A 13,426-nucleotide genomic window follows, 5' to 3' on the forward strand; every position below is an offset into this window, starting at 1 on the left:
ATGATTGAACCTAAATAAGAGCTAGCAATCGCAGTGACAAGCCCTACTTTGCCAAGGTAAGCATAATATCCGATGCTTACTAATAACACTTCATCCGGTACAGGGAGACCAACGATTCCTCCAACAAGCGCAATAAAAATACCGAAGTAGCCATATTCAAAAATAAGGTGTTTTATAAGTTCCATATTATCTTCCTATTCTGTAGAAGCTACACTAATTATAGCTAAAAAAATCTGTCGAAACGAGCTTGTAATTAGAAATGGATAAAAAAAAGAGTAGCTCAGTTAAATTCCAAGCTACTCTTAAATGTTTTATCTTATAGTAAATCAAGCAGTGCCGTTGCGATGGTGAAATATATTATCAGCCCTAAGATGTCATTCACGGTTGTAATAAACGGCCCCGAGGCAAAAGCTGGATCTAATTTTAGTTTGTTTATAATAAGAGGAACAATTGCACCAATAACGGTTGCTACACTAAGGGAGAAGAAAATTGATATTCCAACAATGAAAGCAAGCATTAAATTCCCATAAAAAATCGGGATGATAATCATTAATGAAGCTGCACAAATAAGGCCAATCATCATCCCGGTGTAAAACTCTCTAAGTAAGGTTTGAAATAACCCTTTTTTCTCTAGTGTTCCAAGGGCAAGCCCTCGAACGACAACAGCTAAAGACTGAGTTCCTGCATTACCGGCAGAGCCCATTAGTAGTGGGATGAAGGCTGCTAGAAGAACGATTTGATTAAGCGTTTCTTCAAATTGGTCAATAACACCTGCTGTTATTAAACCAAAAAACATTAAAAGGACAATCCATGGAGCGCGTAAACGTGCTGCTTTGAAAGAAGTAACATTAACATCTGTAGCGCCTCTTGAAGCAGTGAAGTCCCCGAAATCTTCTGTAGCCTCATCTTCCAACACATCAATCACATCATCAACCGTAACGATTCCTAATAAAACTCCCTCATCATCTGTTACAGGGGCAGCAAGAAAGTCATACTTTTTAATTATTTTCGCTACCTCTTCTTGGTTCGTTGAGGCAATTACAGAAACAACTCTAGGACTCATCAAAGTTTCTACCCGTATATCTGATGGAGCTGTAATAAGGTCTCTTAGGGACAATACACCAACTAATTGGTTAGAAGGGTTAACGACATATAGATAATAGATGGTTTCTGCATTAGGACCCTCTGCTCGTAGTTTTTCTATGACTTCTTGTACGGTATTTGTAGACGACAAAGAAATGAACTCTTTTGTCATAATGGCACCAGCTGTTTTAGGTGGATAAGCCATAAGTTCTTTTACATCATTTGCTTCTTCTAAATTCATTGCTTTTAACAGTTTTTGTGCTTCGCTGTGTTCTAACTCAGATAAAAAGTCTGCGGCATCATCGGCATATAAATGGTTAATCATATTGGCAGCATAATATTGATCTGTTTCTGTAATTAAATCTTTTTGTTCTTCAAAGTCTAAGCCTTGAAACACTCCTGCCATTTCTTCGGATGTTAGTATTTGATAGAGTGTTTGTCTTTCGTCTTTATCGAGTGTGATAAAAAATTCAGCTTGGTCGATTGGGTGAAGTTCTAGAAAGTCGATACGGAATTTAGCATGTTTATTATCTTTTAACAAAGTAAGTAAATGGTTCGCGTAGTCTTCACGTGCTTCGTTGTTAAGTCTATCCATGTTATGACCTCCTTATTTGGTTGATCAACACATGCTAGCTAGGTGCATGCGATAAGTTAAAAAATCGAGAAAGGGTTCGGGTTCTGGCTGTTTACTCATACATGCACCTCCTTAACAAATAAAAAACACCTCACTCAGTTGTGAGGCGATAGGTTGTTTAATTTTGTACAATCCTCACTCTAGATTATATGCGTGTTTACATCGATAGGTTAATAGACTTGTTGAATGAAGCACCTATTTACGATAAAATCAAACTATTCTAATAAGTAGAGGGTATACTGTATCAAACGATTAGAGACCGAAAGAGATCTTAATGTATAATGAATTAAACAAACGTTTATTTAGGGGATGAAGAAATGACCGAGATTAACTTTAATACGAAGACAGTCCACTTCCAAACAAAGGAACCAGCACGAAACACAAGTAAGGCGAAACCAATCTATCAAACTTCAGCATTCGTGTTTACCGATTTAGATGACATGGAGAGTTTTTTTGAAGGTGAAAAGGAATATTTATATTCTAGATATAGCAACCCAAATACTGATGACTTAGGGAAAGGCATTGCTATTTTAGAAGAAGCAGAAGATGGAGTTGCAACCTCTTCAGGAATGTCAGCAATCTTAGCTGGTATTTTGGCTGTAGCAAATCAGGGTGATCATGTAGTAGCATCAGATGATCTTTACGGGGGAACGTATCAACTATTTGCACAAGAACTATTGAATTTTGGTATTGAAGTCAGCTTTGTATCTTTTGAGGACATTCAAAAGGTTAGAGAAGCCATTACAGATAAAACGGTTCTTATTTACACGGAGTCTGTTACTAACCCACTTTTGCGTGTTGAGGATTTAAGAGAGGTAATGGCACTTGCGAAAGAATTGAAAATTAAGACAATGATTGACAATACTTTTGCGACACCTTACTTATTACAACCAACCAAATTAGGTGCAAACTTAGTCGTTCATAGTGCAACTAAATATATTGGTGGACATAGTGACGTGACTGCTGGTGTATTAGTAGGCGAACAAGATTTAATTGCAAAAGCCAAGTCGAAAATCATTACTCTTGGGTGCAATTTAAGCCCGTTTGAGGCATGGTTAGCTTGCAGAGGATTGAAAACATTAAGCGTTAGAATGGAAAGGCAAAGCCGTAATGCACAGGCACTCGCAGAAGCTTTACAAGCTCATGAAGGAGTAGAAGAAGTTTACTACCCAAAATTTGTTTCAGAAAAAGGCAATGGTGCGATGGTAAGTATGGATCTAGCTGAACAAGTGAACGTAGAAGAATTTTTTAAATCTTTAGGATGGGTAAAGATCGCACCAACTCTTGCTGGTGTTGAGACAACCGTTTCTTATCCATTACGAACGTCTCATCGCACAGTCCCTGAAACATTGCGTAATGAGCTAGGGATAGGAAAGCAATTGGTTCGAATTTCCGTAGGAATTGAAGATGAGAAAGACATTATTGAGGCTTTTATTGGAGCAATTGAACAAGCTAAATAAAGCAAAAGGTGATGCGAGGTGACACTCAAAAGTGTTTACGGAGAGGCAGTTGAAAAGGGGTTACTTTCGGATCTTTTCCAGTTGCTTCTCTATTACTCATCTTTTTTAAGTAAATACTTGTAAAGTGAAAGACGATGTGGTAAGATAAGTTCTGTTGAAAAGAATTTAACAGTCTGGTGGCGATAGCGAAGAGGTCACACCCGTTTCCATGCCGAACACGGTCGTTAAGCTCTTCTGCGCCGATGGTAGTTGGGGGCTTCCCCCTGTGAGAGTAGGACGTTGCCAGGCTGATAATTTCTTTGTATAAGATGTTATGAAGATGGATATACTATGAAGGTAGTCAAGTAAGCATCGCTAACATCGACGTGAAATACTTTATAACGACGCGGGGTGGAGCAGTCTGGTAGCTCGTCGGGCTCATAACCCGAAGGTCGGTGGTTCAAATCCGCCCCCGCAATACCATCAAAAACCAAAGCATCAAGATGCTTTGGTTTTTTTCTTTTGGCATACATACTCATTTAGTTTTGTTAAATTTATTATGCATTTTAATGAAAATCGGCTAAACTAAAAGAGATACGCTTTAGAAGAGAAGTGTTCTTAGAGCATTTAAAGTATGAAGGAGAGGGTCAATTCAGATGCAAGATGAATTTGCGTTTATTTCAAATATTTCTCCTAAGCAAACAAAACAACCTTCTCTTATTTATGGAATAGGCGATGATGCAGCCGTTTATCGAGGTTCTAATGAGACGGATGAAGTTGTTTGTGTTGATACAATGGTCGAGGGTGTGCATTTTCGTCGTGACACACTAACACCATTTCAAATCGGTAAAAAAGGGCTTGCAATCAATGTTAGCGACCTAGCGGCGATGGGAGCAACCCCTTTATATTATCTCGTTTCAATTGCAGTTCCGTCTTCGTGGACAGAAGAGGAGCTTTCGACAATATATAAAGGGATGTCTGAACTAGCCGATTTCTATAATATGGATCTAATAGGTGGAGATACGGTTTCGACAGATGGACCACTTGTTTTAACTGTTACAGTGATCGGAAGAGTAAAAAAAGGTGAAGCAAAGTACCGTAACCAAGCAAAAGCGGGAGATCTTTTATTTGTAACGGGGTATGTTGGAAAGTCTGCTGCTGGATTAGCGTTGCTTTTAGAAAGAGGGCTTGACGGTGAATTTTCTTTAGCGGAACAAGACCTTATTAAAGAGCATCAAGAGCCTATACCGCATGTTGCGCACGGACAGATACTTGTAAACTCTCTGTATCGCGGCGCGCTTAATGATGTCAGTGATGGTGTCGCTAGTGAAGCAAATGAGCTTGCAGAAGCAAGCAACATCTCTATTGTAATCGAAGGGAATAAGCTCCCTATCCATGAGGCGATGAGACATTATGATAGAGAGAAACAGCTTGAGTGGGCGTTGTTTGGTGGAGAAGATTTTGTGTTAATTGGGACAGTTGCTAAAGAGAAAGCCGATCAAGTAAGGAAGGAATTCGAAGAGCAGGGGCTTATGTTTGAAGTGATTGGCTATGTGGAACAAGGTCAGCCGAATGTTTATTTAAGCAATAACGATCAAGTACTGAAATTAGAGAAGCAAGGATATAATCATTTTCAAAAACGTGGGTGAAAAGATGGAGCACTGGAGTTTGCAAACAAAATCTCCCGAGGAGACAATGGAACTAGCAATGCGTTTAGCACAGCTGGTACAACCAGGTGATGTGATAACTCTTGAAGGTGACTTAGGAGCTGGGAAGACAAGTTTTACGAAAGGTTTTGCAAAAGGGTTAGGGGTGAAACGTGTCGTTAATAGCCCGACTTTTACGATTATAAAAGAGTATAAGGGAAGAATCCCTCTTTATCATATGGATGTTTACCGAATGGAAGATGAGAGCGAGGATTTAGGGCTTGACGAATATTTTTATGGAGAAGGTGTTTCTGTTGTGGAATGGCCAAGTATGATTTCCTCTCAATTACCAGAGGATCGGCTAATGATTTCCCTTTTTCATACAGGAGAACAAAGTCGTACTATCGAGATACAACCAACAGGAACGCGCTCGTCCAACATTTTAAAGGAGCTACGAGTATGAGTAAGACATTAGCAATTGATACGTCCTCATTTGTGATGGGGATCGCGATAACGGACGGAGAGAGAACACTTGGAGAAGTAACAACCAATATTAAGAAAAACCACTCGATTCGCTTAATGCCAGCTATTAATAAGCTTTTAAAAGAAGTCGGTGTAACAGCTAAGGAACTAACTCGTGTGGTCGTAGCGAATGGACCTGGTTCATATACAGGGGTTCGCATTGGCGTAACTACGGCGAAAACATTAGCTTGGTCGTTAAATATACCAGTTATTGGGGTATCTAGCTTAACGGTGATGGCACAAACAGGTCGCTTTTTTCAAGGAGTGATCGTGCCAATTATGGATGCTAGACGTGGCCAAGTATACACGGGGCATTACGAGGCAGAGGGAATGTCTGTACAGTTAATCGGTGAAGATAAATTACGAATGTTAGAGGATTGGTTGGATTATTTGGATGGACTTAATAAGCCTGTTTTGTTTATTGGTCAAGACGTTGAGCTACACCGTTCATTAATTGAGGAAAAGTTAAAAGAGAAGGCACTTATTGCGGTAGGAGCGATGACGCTTCCTCGTGCTGCAGAATTAGCTAGACTTGGGAATGAGCAAAAAGACTATCCGCATTCGCATGAATTTGTCCCTAACTACCTACAATTAGCTGAAGCAGAAAAGAATTGGCTTAATGCTAATAAGGAAAAGAGCGGCTCAAATGATTGAACAAGAAAAAGCTGAAATACGGTTTATGACAATGGAGGACATAGAAGCGGTAATGAAGGTGGAGCGTGATGCTTTTCCTACTCCATGGGATCCTGGTATTTTTAAGACTGAGTTAACATCAAATCAATTTGCTCACTATTTAGTATATGAATTGAATGACGAGATCATTGGTTATTGTGGACTTTGGATTGTGATGGATGAGGCTCAAATTACAAATATTGCGATCCACTCAAGTGTTAGAGGCAGAAATCATGGCGAGCAATTATTGCGCTATGTGATAGCATTTGTGAAGCAGATGGGAGTAACGCAACTCTCTTTGGAAGTTCGTGTGTCAAACACTGTAGCACAAAACCTTTATCGAAAAGTTGGTTTTCGTGAAGGTGGAGTAAGAAAAAATTATTACGCTGATAATTTAGAGGATGCGTTAGTAATGTGGGTGAATGTAAATGAAAGCGAATGAAATCATTTTAGCAATTGAAACAAGCTGTGACGAGACATCTGCAGCTGTTATTGAAAATGGAAGAACGATATTAAGCAATGTCGTTTCTTCTCAAATTGAAAGTCACAAACGTTTTGGTGGAGTTGTACCAGAGATTGCTTCGCGTCATCATGTTGAACAAATTACGTTAATCATAGAACAAGCAATGACAGAAGCAAATGTTACATTTAGTGATTTAGATGCGGTTGCTGTTACAGAAGGTCCAGGATTAGTTGGCGCCCTTTTAATTGGAGTAAATGCTGCAAAGGCTATTGCTTATGCACATGATATCCCGCTTATAGGTGTACACCATATTGCTGGCCATATATATGCAAATCAATTAGTACAACCTTTAGAATTCCCTTTGCTAGCGCTCGTTGTTTCAGGAGGGCATACGGAATTAGTATACATGCAAGAAGATGGTTCATTTGAAATCATCGGTGAAACAAGAGATGATGCAGTAGGGGAAGCTTATGATAAAGTAGCAAGGACGCTCGGATTACCGTATCCGGGAGGGCCTCATATTGACCGTCTTGCCCATGAAGGGAAAGAAGCGATTGAGTTGCCAAGAGCTTGGCTAGAACCAGATTCATATGACTTTAGTTTTAGCGGGTTAAAGTCGGCTGTGATTAACACGTTACATAATGTTAAACAGCGAGGAGAAGAGATGATCATTGAAGATGTTGCAGCAAGTTTTCAAGCGAGTGTAATCGAAGTATTAGTAGGAAAGACAAAACGTGCAGCCCGGCAGTATGAGCCGAAGCAACTTCTTCTAGCAGGAGGAGTTGCTGCCAATAAGGGACTAAGAAAAGCTTTGACAAGTCAGTTTGCTAAATCTAATATTGAGCTTGTTATTCCTCCTCTATCTCTTTGTACAGATAATGCAGCGATGATTGGAGCCGCAGCGCAAAGTAAATTGAGGAAAAAGCAGTTTGCCTCTTTTGATTTAAATGGAAATCCAGGACTTGATTTAGAACTACAATAAAATGTTTAAAACCACTTATTGGAGCAAATGCTACCATTAAGTGGTTTTTTTATAGGGGAAGCAAAAAAGATGTGACATTTGGTTGTTGTGCACAAATATTATCCACAAGCTTGTTAAAAATGTGAGTAAGTAGGAAAAAAGTAGTGCTGGTAGTAGTTTGTCTGTGACTAACTTTTATTGTGGATAAAACAGTGGATAATGTGAGTAACTTTTAGAATCCTTATAAAATAGGGGTTTTTATTGTGAATAACTATGTGGATATTGTGGATATGTCAGAAAATTTAGCCGAAAAGGTAGAGTGTGATGTGGAGAAAGGTTTTCTTTTTACTTATTAGTAGTTTTATGTTGGTTTCAGTTGTGGATAGTCACACAGATGCAGGAAGGAAAGTTCTTGTACTTGTGGTGCCCGGAATGTCTTTTAATGAAGCAGAGTGGTTGATTGAGCATGATCAGGCAGCTGTTTGGAAAGAATCTACTTTTGGGGCGATGAATGTAAGACCTGATGGGCCATACTCATACTTAAACAATATGGTTTCAATTGCTAGTGGAGCTAAGGCTGTTGGTGTACAGGAGTGGAATAGTTATGAAGCAGATGAACATTTAAGTGAAAAAGGTTTTACGGCCAGTGAATGGATGTACCAGCTAACGGGAATCAGTGAAACGGATGGGCTAGTTCATCCTCATATGCATCGGTTGCAAAGGAAAAACAATGAGTCTACACATAAAGCCCAAGTTGGTGTCTTTGGTGAACTCTTGATGAGAAACAACATTGATCGTCAAGTATTTGGACATAGTGATACTTCTGAGGAAAAGGTTCGATATGGATCGCTCTTAGCTCTTGACCGTAATGGAATCGTGTCAGGGGATTTCTCTGAATCTGTTCAAAAACAGGCTGGTACTCCTTTTGGCTTAGAAATGAACCATGATTATCTTATGCACAAGCTGTCAACAGATGTGGATGATAGCCAGTTTTTTGTTGTTGAGTGGGGCGACTTATATCGTTTATTCGAACAGCAATCCTATATGGAAGAAAAACATTTCGAAGTGGAATGGGAAAAACGATTACAACATTTATCAACTTTTGTTTCGGATGCACAAATGTATGCTGATGAGATATGGGTGATAGCTCCTATGATGAATAAACAAGCTTATGATGAAAAAAAGCAACTTGCTCCCGTTTTTTATTGGGGTGACCAAGAAAAGAGAGGTGGTTTTCTTACTTCCAATACAACGAAACAAGATTATTTAGTAAGTAGTATTGATCTTATTCCTACTTGGCTGTCTTCATTTGGATTAGCTGATCAAGTGAAATACAGTGGGAATGTGATTAAACAAACGAGTGTGGGAGAGTTTGATAAAAGTCCAGTATTGAAGCGAGTAGATGAAATGGTCCTTATTTATAAGAGTCGTGCTCGTGTTCTTTCTATTTATATTTCGTGTCTAGTCATCGCTTTAATCACTGCTGCCTTATACGGTTTTTTTGGCACAAGGAAAAGGCAGCTTTGGCGCTATATTACTCGCTTAATTTTGTTATCCGCACTGTGGTCTCCATTTTGGTTTCTGGCACTCGCGGGATTTGTTGATCAATTAGGAATAGCTGGATTTGTGTTGGCTTTAATAGGTGGCTCCTTTGTTAGTGGATTTCTTGTTGAGAAGTTTAGTCAAATTCCGATTTTTTTAATTGGCAGTTTTACGTTTTTATTGATTACTATTGATATTAGTCTTGGCTCCCCTTTGATGCAACGTTCTTATTTAGGGTATGATCCTATCATTGGAGCAAGGTATTATGGTATTGGCAATGAGTTTGCTGGTGTGTATTTGATCTCAGCATTCATGATTTTGCAACCTGCTTTAGCGGGGAACCGACGCAAGGTAACGGTAATACTTATTGCAGCTATGTCCACTATTTTAACGATTGTACTGGGAAAAAGTACTCTAGGAACTAATGCTGGAGCAACATTAGCGGCAGGACTAGCGTTCTCTTTCTTGCTTTATCGAGTTATCTTTCAAAGCGTATCATGGAAAAGAGTCGTCTTCTTATGTGGGGGAGTCGTTTCTGTATTGTTCTTATTTTTGTATATGCTACAATTAACGGGAGAACAAACACATATAGGAGTAGCGTTTGAGAGGCTACTTGATGGCGATTTCCTCTATATAAAAGATATTATTCAGCGGAAAATGGCAATGAACCTCAAGATCTTCCGTCATTCCAATTGGACTCAATTGTTTGTCACAAGCTATTTGCTTGGAGCAGTTATCCTTTGGCGAAAAAGATTACAGCTTGAAGGACAAGAGAAGCAGCTTTTTTTACAAACAGGGGTCGTTTCCTCTTTTGCATTACTCCTATTAAATGACTCTGGGGTTGTCGCGGCAGCAACGTCAATGTTCTGTGTAGTCTCAGCTCATTATTATTGGTTGTCTGCCAAGAAGGAGGAGAATCATTTTGACGTTGGAAAAACGGTTAATTCTAGCCAGACAGTTGAGGATTAGCGTTCTTATAATTTTAGCTGTTAGCCTAGCCTTTGATTATTTCCCAAGATTAACAGGGGGATGATTGAGCCACGTATCATTTATATATTGTTGTTTTTATGTTTTATTGGAGCCGTTGTTGCTGAGCTTTTGATTCCAAGAAAAAGCGAGAGAAAAGTCAATGTTCCATTATTTGAGCATGACCTATTTTTTATCTTATATGTTCTAGCTTTTGTAGCTTTATACACAGTAGTAGGTGGGCAATCACAAATTGGATTAACGATTACGCATCCTGTTCTATGGATTTTTGTCGTATATGCATTTGTGAAATGGAATATTGATCGAAAGCAGGCAAAAAAAGAAGAGGAAGAACATTCTCAAGTGAATAGATAATTTTTCAGTGGGCTAACGTCTTAATTGTTAGCTCACTCTTTTTTTTTGGAAGAAAATGTCGAAAAAGACTCATAATTTAGTCCTGCTGAGAGAAACTGTTAAGAGAACTGTGATGTTTTCGTCACGATATAACTATGGTGGACTACCCTTACAGGAGAAAGAGGGAGGGGACTATGAATTTTCGTTTGTTGCTCATTGCAATTATGGTTATGCTTCAATTTAGTTCAGGGGAAGTAGTCCCGTTTTCGAACATCGAAAGTTCCTGTCTGAAGGAGAAGTGAGACCGTTAAGAAAGGCGGAAATATTTAATCAAGATCTTCATCAAGGAAAATTGCAGATTCGATACTTTAATCTAGAATCGGACAAAAAATCAGGAGATTCCATTTTAATAGTAAGCCCTGATGGAAAGTCGATGTTAATTGATGCTGGCATTGTAGCAACAGGTCATAAATTAAATAAGTATTTGAACGACTTGTCAATTGATCGGATTGATGTAGCGGTTGCTACTCATCCACACCATGACCATATTGGTGGTTATGAAACGATTTTGAAGACGAAGCAGATTGGTACGCTTTTGATGCCAGAACTGCCACATACTACAAGTGCTTATGCTCGTTTTTTGAATACCATTCAAAAAAGAAATGTAACACCAACTTATGTCGTAGCTGGTAACCATTTTTCATTAGGGAAAGAAGTATCTGTTGAAGTGCTTAGTCCTAGTCATGAAGCCCTTGAAAAGGCCCGTAAAGAAAAGAAATTATCTACAAGATACATTAACAATCTGTCACTTGTATTAAAAGTGACGTATCGGGATCAGACGTTTTTATTCACAGGAGATATTTATAAAAAACAAGAGGAAAAGCTCGTAAACTTCAAAGGGGAAAAGTTACATGTTGACCTTTTAGATGCCCCGCATCACGGGAAGAGGACTTCCTCATCAAATTTATTTATTCAAACCGTGCAACCAAGCTATACAGTCATTAGTATGAATAATTTAAGAAGCAAAAGAGCGTATAGTCGATATGAGAAAACAGGAAGCAGAGTCGTTTCAACGGGCATAAATGGCAATATACTCATTGTTTCAGACGGACAGTCACTGACGATTAAAACAGAAAGATGAAGGAATAAAGTGTCAAAAAGGGGTATCTCAAAAGGTTAAAGACCTTTTGAGACACCCCTTTTATCATTGTACTTTATTGTTGAAGCTGCTCCCACTCTTCCATTAGATTATCCATTTCGAGCTTAGAGTTATCAATTTCCTGCTGGAATAATTGAGCCTTCTCATGATCAGAGTAAACATCAGGATCACATAATGCTTCTTCTTTTTCGGCACAGAGTAGTTCTAACGCTTCAATTCTTGCTTCAATTTCCTCGATTCGTCTTAACCGTTGTCTTTCTAATTTTTTTGCTTCTTTATCTTGTATATAATTACTTTTATCAGGTTGGATGCTTTCTGTAACGACATGTCCTTTTTCTTGTAAATCAAGTTGTTCACGTTGATACATTTCGTCTTTTTTCTCAAGGTAATAATCATAATCTCCAAGGTAATTAGTCATTTGACCATTCTCAAGCTCTGCCATTCGAGTAGCAATACGGTTAAGGAAATACCTATCATGAGAAACGAATAACAATGTTCCTGGATAATCTATTAACGCATTTTCGAGTACTTCTTTTGCATCAAGATCTAAATGGTTTGTCGGCTCATCAAGAATGAGCACGTTCGCTTTTTGCATCATTAATTTAGCTAAGGCGAGTCTTGCTTTTTCTCCACCGCTTAGTGCAGAAACAGGTTTTAATACGTCATCACCTGTAAACAGAAAGTTACCGAGTACTGTTCGAATTTCCTTTTCTGGTTCTAGAGAATAATCATCCCATAGCTCATGAAGAACTGACTTGTTCGATTTTAAGTTGGCTTGTTCTTGATCGTAGTAGCCAATGGTTACATTGCTGCCAAATTTAATAGAACCTTTTTTAAGAGGGATGGCATTCATTAACGTTTTGAGTAGTGTCGTTTTTCCAGCTCCGTTTGGACCAATTAAAGCAACACTTTCACCTTTATCAACGGCGAGTTCAAGATTTTGAAAAATCGTTGCTTCACCATAAGCGACTTCAAGGTCGGTAGCTCGAATTACTTCATTTCCGCTTTGACGCTTTATGTCAAAAGAGAAGGAAGCGGACTTTTCCGATCCTGACGGGCGATCTAGTAACGTCATTTTCTCTAATTGCTTTCGCCTGCTTTGAGCACGTTTGGTAGTAGAAGCTCTCGCAATATTACGCTGGATAAAGTCTTCTAATTTTGCAATCTCACCTTGTTGTTTTTCAAACTGTTTTAGTTCCTGTTCATACCGTTTCGCTTTCTCTTCAAGATAAGCACTGTAATTTCCAGGATATTTCGTTGATTTTGTTCTTGAGATTTCGACGACTTCAGTCACAATTTTATCTAAGAAGTAACGATCGTGGGAGACGATTAAGATCGCGCCTTTGTAAGAGACTAAGTACTGTTCAAGCCATGTTAAAGTGGCGATGTCTAGATGGTTTGTCGGCTCATCAAGAATTAGAATATCTGGTTTTGTTAAAAGTAGTTTCGCCAGTGCGAGTCTTGTCTTTTGCCCACCGCTTAACGTGGAAATTTTCGTTTGGTAATCAAAGTCAGCGAAATTCATCCCTGCAAGGACACCGCGAATATCAGCTTCATACTGATAGCCACCTTTGTCTTTAAAAGTTAATTGCAGTTGGTCATATTCCTTCAGTAACTTTTCGTACTTTGCTTGATCGGAAAGTAAGGCAGGATCAGCCATTTGTACTTCCATCTCCCGAATTTGTTTCTCCATACGTTGAAGTGGTTTAAAGACTGTAAGCATCTCGTCCCAAATGGAAAGATCTGACTCGAGCCCAGTATTTTGAGCAAGATAGCCGAGTTCGATACCTTTTGGAATCATAAGTTGCCCGCTATCGAATGAAATCTGACCAGCTATTATTTTTAAAAGCGTTGATTTTCCTGCACCATTTCTCCCAACAAGAGCGACACGCTCTCCTGTTTGGATATCAAGTTTAATATTTGATAGAATAGGGTCAACGCCAAACGATTTAGATATATTTATACATTGTAAGACAATCATAGGG

Annotated in this window: 12 protein-coding genes, 1 tRNA gene and 1 rRNA gene (1 of these 14 only partly in view); 11 read left to right on the forward strand and 3 right to left on the reverse strand. The window is 38.8% G+C overall.

What is annotated here, in order from left to right; translation table 11 throughout:
* Positions 1 to 185, reverse strand: the start of a protein-coding gene (locus BkAM31D_RS01375) for a DedA family protein (RefSeq protein ID WP_066158544.1). The gene continues 418 nt to the left of window position 1, outside the view; the window shows 185 of its 603 coding nt (coding positions 1–185); its start codon is at positions 183 to 185; its stop codon lies beyond the left edge, outside the window.
* A gap of 131 nt (positions 186 to 316) precedes the next feature.
* A complete protein-coding gene (mgtE, locus tag BkAM31D_RS01380; protein WP_066158545.1) occupies positions 317 to 1,678 on the reverse strand; it encodes a magnesium transporter in 1,362 nt (453 codons plus the stop codon).
* 356 nt (positions 1,679 to 2,034) lie between these two features.
* Between mgtE and BkAM31D_RS01385 the strand changes: the two genes are divergently transcribed.
* The 11 genes from BkAM31D_RS01385 (at position 2,035) to BkAM31D_RS01435 (ending at position 11,423) form a co-directional block, all read left to right on the forward strand.
* Complete coding sequence (locus BkAM31D_RS01385; protein WP_066158548.1) at positions 2,035 to 3,177, forward strand: trans-sulfuration enzyme family protein; 1,143 nt, start codon at positions 2,035 to 2,037, stop codon at positions 3,175 to 3,177.
* A 172-nt stretch (positions 3,178 to 3,349) separates the two neighbouring features.
* Positions 3,350 to 3,465, forward strand: a 5S ribosomal RNA gene (rrf, locus tag BkAM31D_RS01390).
* 96 nt (positions 3,466 to 3,561) lie between these two features.
* Positions 3,562 to 3,634 (forward strand) — tRNA-Met (locus tag BkAM31D_RS01395).
* A gap of 178 nt (positions 3,635 to 3,812) precedes the next feature.
* Positions 3,813 to 4,805, forward strand: a complete 993-nt coding sequence (thiL, locus tag BkAM31D_RS01400) for a thiamine-phosphate kinase (protein WP_066158550.1) — start codon at positions 3,813 to 3,815, stop codon at positions 4,803 to 4,805.
* 4 nt (positions 4,806 to 4,809) lie between these two features.
* Positions 4,810 to 5,265 carry a tRNA (adenosine(37)-N6)-threonylcarbamoyltransferase complex ATPase subunit type 1 TsaE gene (gene tsaE / locus BkAM31D_RS01405; RefSeq protein ID WP_066158552.1) on the forward strand — a complete coding sequence of 152 codons (456 nt, stop codon included), beginning with the start codon at positions 4,810 to 4,812 and terminating at the stop codon, positions 5,263 to 5,265.
* Complete coding sequence (gene tsaB / locus BkAM31D_RS01410) at positions 5,262 to 5,978, forward strand: tRNA (adenosine(37)-N6)-threonylcarbamoyltransferase complex dimerization subunit type 1 TsaB (RefSeq protein ID WP_066158555.1); 717 nt, start codon at positions 5,262 to 5,264, stop codon at positions 5,976 to 5,978. The genes tsaE and tsaB overlap by 4 nt, the downstream gene beginning before the upstream one ends.
* Complete coding sequence (gene rimI / locus BkAM31D_RS01415) at positions 5,971 to 6,438, forward strand: ribosomal protein S18-alanine N-acetyltransferase (RefSeq protein ID WP_066158556.1); 468 nt, start codon at positions 5,971 to 5,973, stop codon at positions 6,436 to 6,438. Before tsaB ends, rimI begins: the two co-directional genes overlap by 8 nt.
* The gene (tsaD, locus tag BkAM31D_RS01420) at positions 6,425 to 7,441 is read left to right on the forward strand and encodes a tRNA (adenosine(37)-N6)-threonylcarbamoyltransferase complex transferase subunit TsaD (protein ID WP_066158558.1); all 1,017 of its coding nucleotides are present in this window, start codon (positions 6,425 to 6,427) and stop codon (positions 7,439 to 7,441) included. The genes rimI and tsaD overlap by 14 nt, the downstream gene beginning before the upstream one ends.
* A gap of 303 nt (positions 7,442 to 7,744) precedes the next feature.
* Entirely contained in the window at positions 7,745 to 9,931 is a 2,187-nt protein-coding gene (locus BkAM31D_RS01425; RefSeq protein ID WP_157076898.1) for a hypothetical protein, read from the forward strand.
* Positions 9,932 to 9,991: 60 nt separating this feature from the next.
* Positions 9,992 to 10,303: a hypothetical protein gene (locus BkAM31D_RS01430; protein WP_085449714.1), complete on the forward strand. Its 312-nt coding sequence runs from the start codon at positions 9,992 to 9,994 to the stop codon at positions 10,301 to 10,303.
* A 277-nt stretch (positions 10,304 to 10,580) separates the two neighbouring features.
* A complete protein-coding gene (locus BkAM31D_RS01435; RefSeq protein WP_085449715.1) occupies positions 10,581 to 11,423 on the forward strand; it encodes a ComEC/Rec2 family competence protein in 843 nt (280 codons plus the stop codon).
* A gap of 73 nt (positions 11,424 to 11,496) precedes the next feature.
* Here the strand turns inward: BkAM31D_RS01435 and BkAM31D_RS01440 are convergent, their stop codons facing one another.
* Positions 11,497 to 13,422 (reverse strand): ABC-F family ATP-binding cassette domain-containing protein, encoded by a 1,926-nt coding sequence (locus BkAM31D_RS01440; protein WP_066158564.1) that lies wholly within the window; start codon positions 13,420 to 13,422, stop codon positions 11,497 to 11,499.
* Positions 13,423 to 13,426 lie beyond the last annotated feature (4 nt).

Source organism: Halalkalibacter krulwichiae (assembly GCF_002109385.1).
Classification (GTDB): domain Bacteria; phylum Bacillota; class Bacilli; order Bacillales; family Bacillaceae_D; genus Halalkalibacter; species Halalkalibacter krulwichiae.

Bases quoted from the DNA above. Each gene is read 5' to 3' on its own strand.
- mgtE (WP_066158545.1), bottom strand. From the start codon at position 1,678: ATGGATAGACTTAACAACGAAGCACGTGAAGACTACGCGAACCATTTA.
- BkAM31D_RS01385 (WP_066158548.1), top strand. From the start codon at position 2,035: ATGACCGAGATTAACTTTAATACGAAGACAGTCCACTTCCAAACAAAG.
- thiL (WP_066158550.1), top strand. From the start codon at position 3,813: ATGCAAGATGAATTTGCGTTTATTTCAAATATTTCTCCTAAGCAAACA.
- tsaE (WP_066158552.1), top strand. From the start codon at position 4,810: ATGGAGCACTGGAGTTTGCAAACAAAATCTCCCGAGGAGACAATGGAA.
- tsaB (WP_066158555.1), top strand. From the start codon at position 5,262: ATGAGTAAGACATTAGCAATTGATACGTCCTCATTTGTGATGGGGATC.
- rimI (WP_066158556.1), top strand. From the start codon at position 5,971: ATGATTGAACAAGAAAAAGCTGAAATACGGTTTATGACAATGGAGGAC.
- tsaD (WP_066158558.1), top strand. From the start codon at position 6,425: ATGAAAGCGAATGAAATCATTTTAGCAATTGAAACAAGCTGTGACGAG.
- BkAM31D_RS01425 (WP_157076898.1), top strand. From the start codon at position 7,745: ATGTGGAGAAAGGTTTTCTTTTTACTTATTAGTAGTTTTATGTTGGTT.
- BkAM31D_RS01430 (WP_085449714.1), top strand. From the start codon at position 9,992: ATGATTGAGCCACGTATCATTTATATATTGTTGTTTTTATGTTTTATT.
- BkAM31D_RS01440 (WP_066158564.1), bottom strand. From the start codon at position 13,422: ATGATTGTCTTACAATGTATAAATATATCTAAATCGTTTGGCGTTGAC.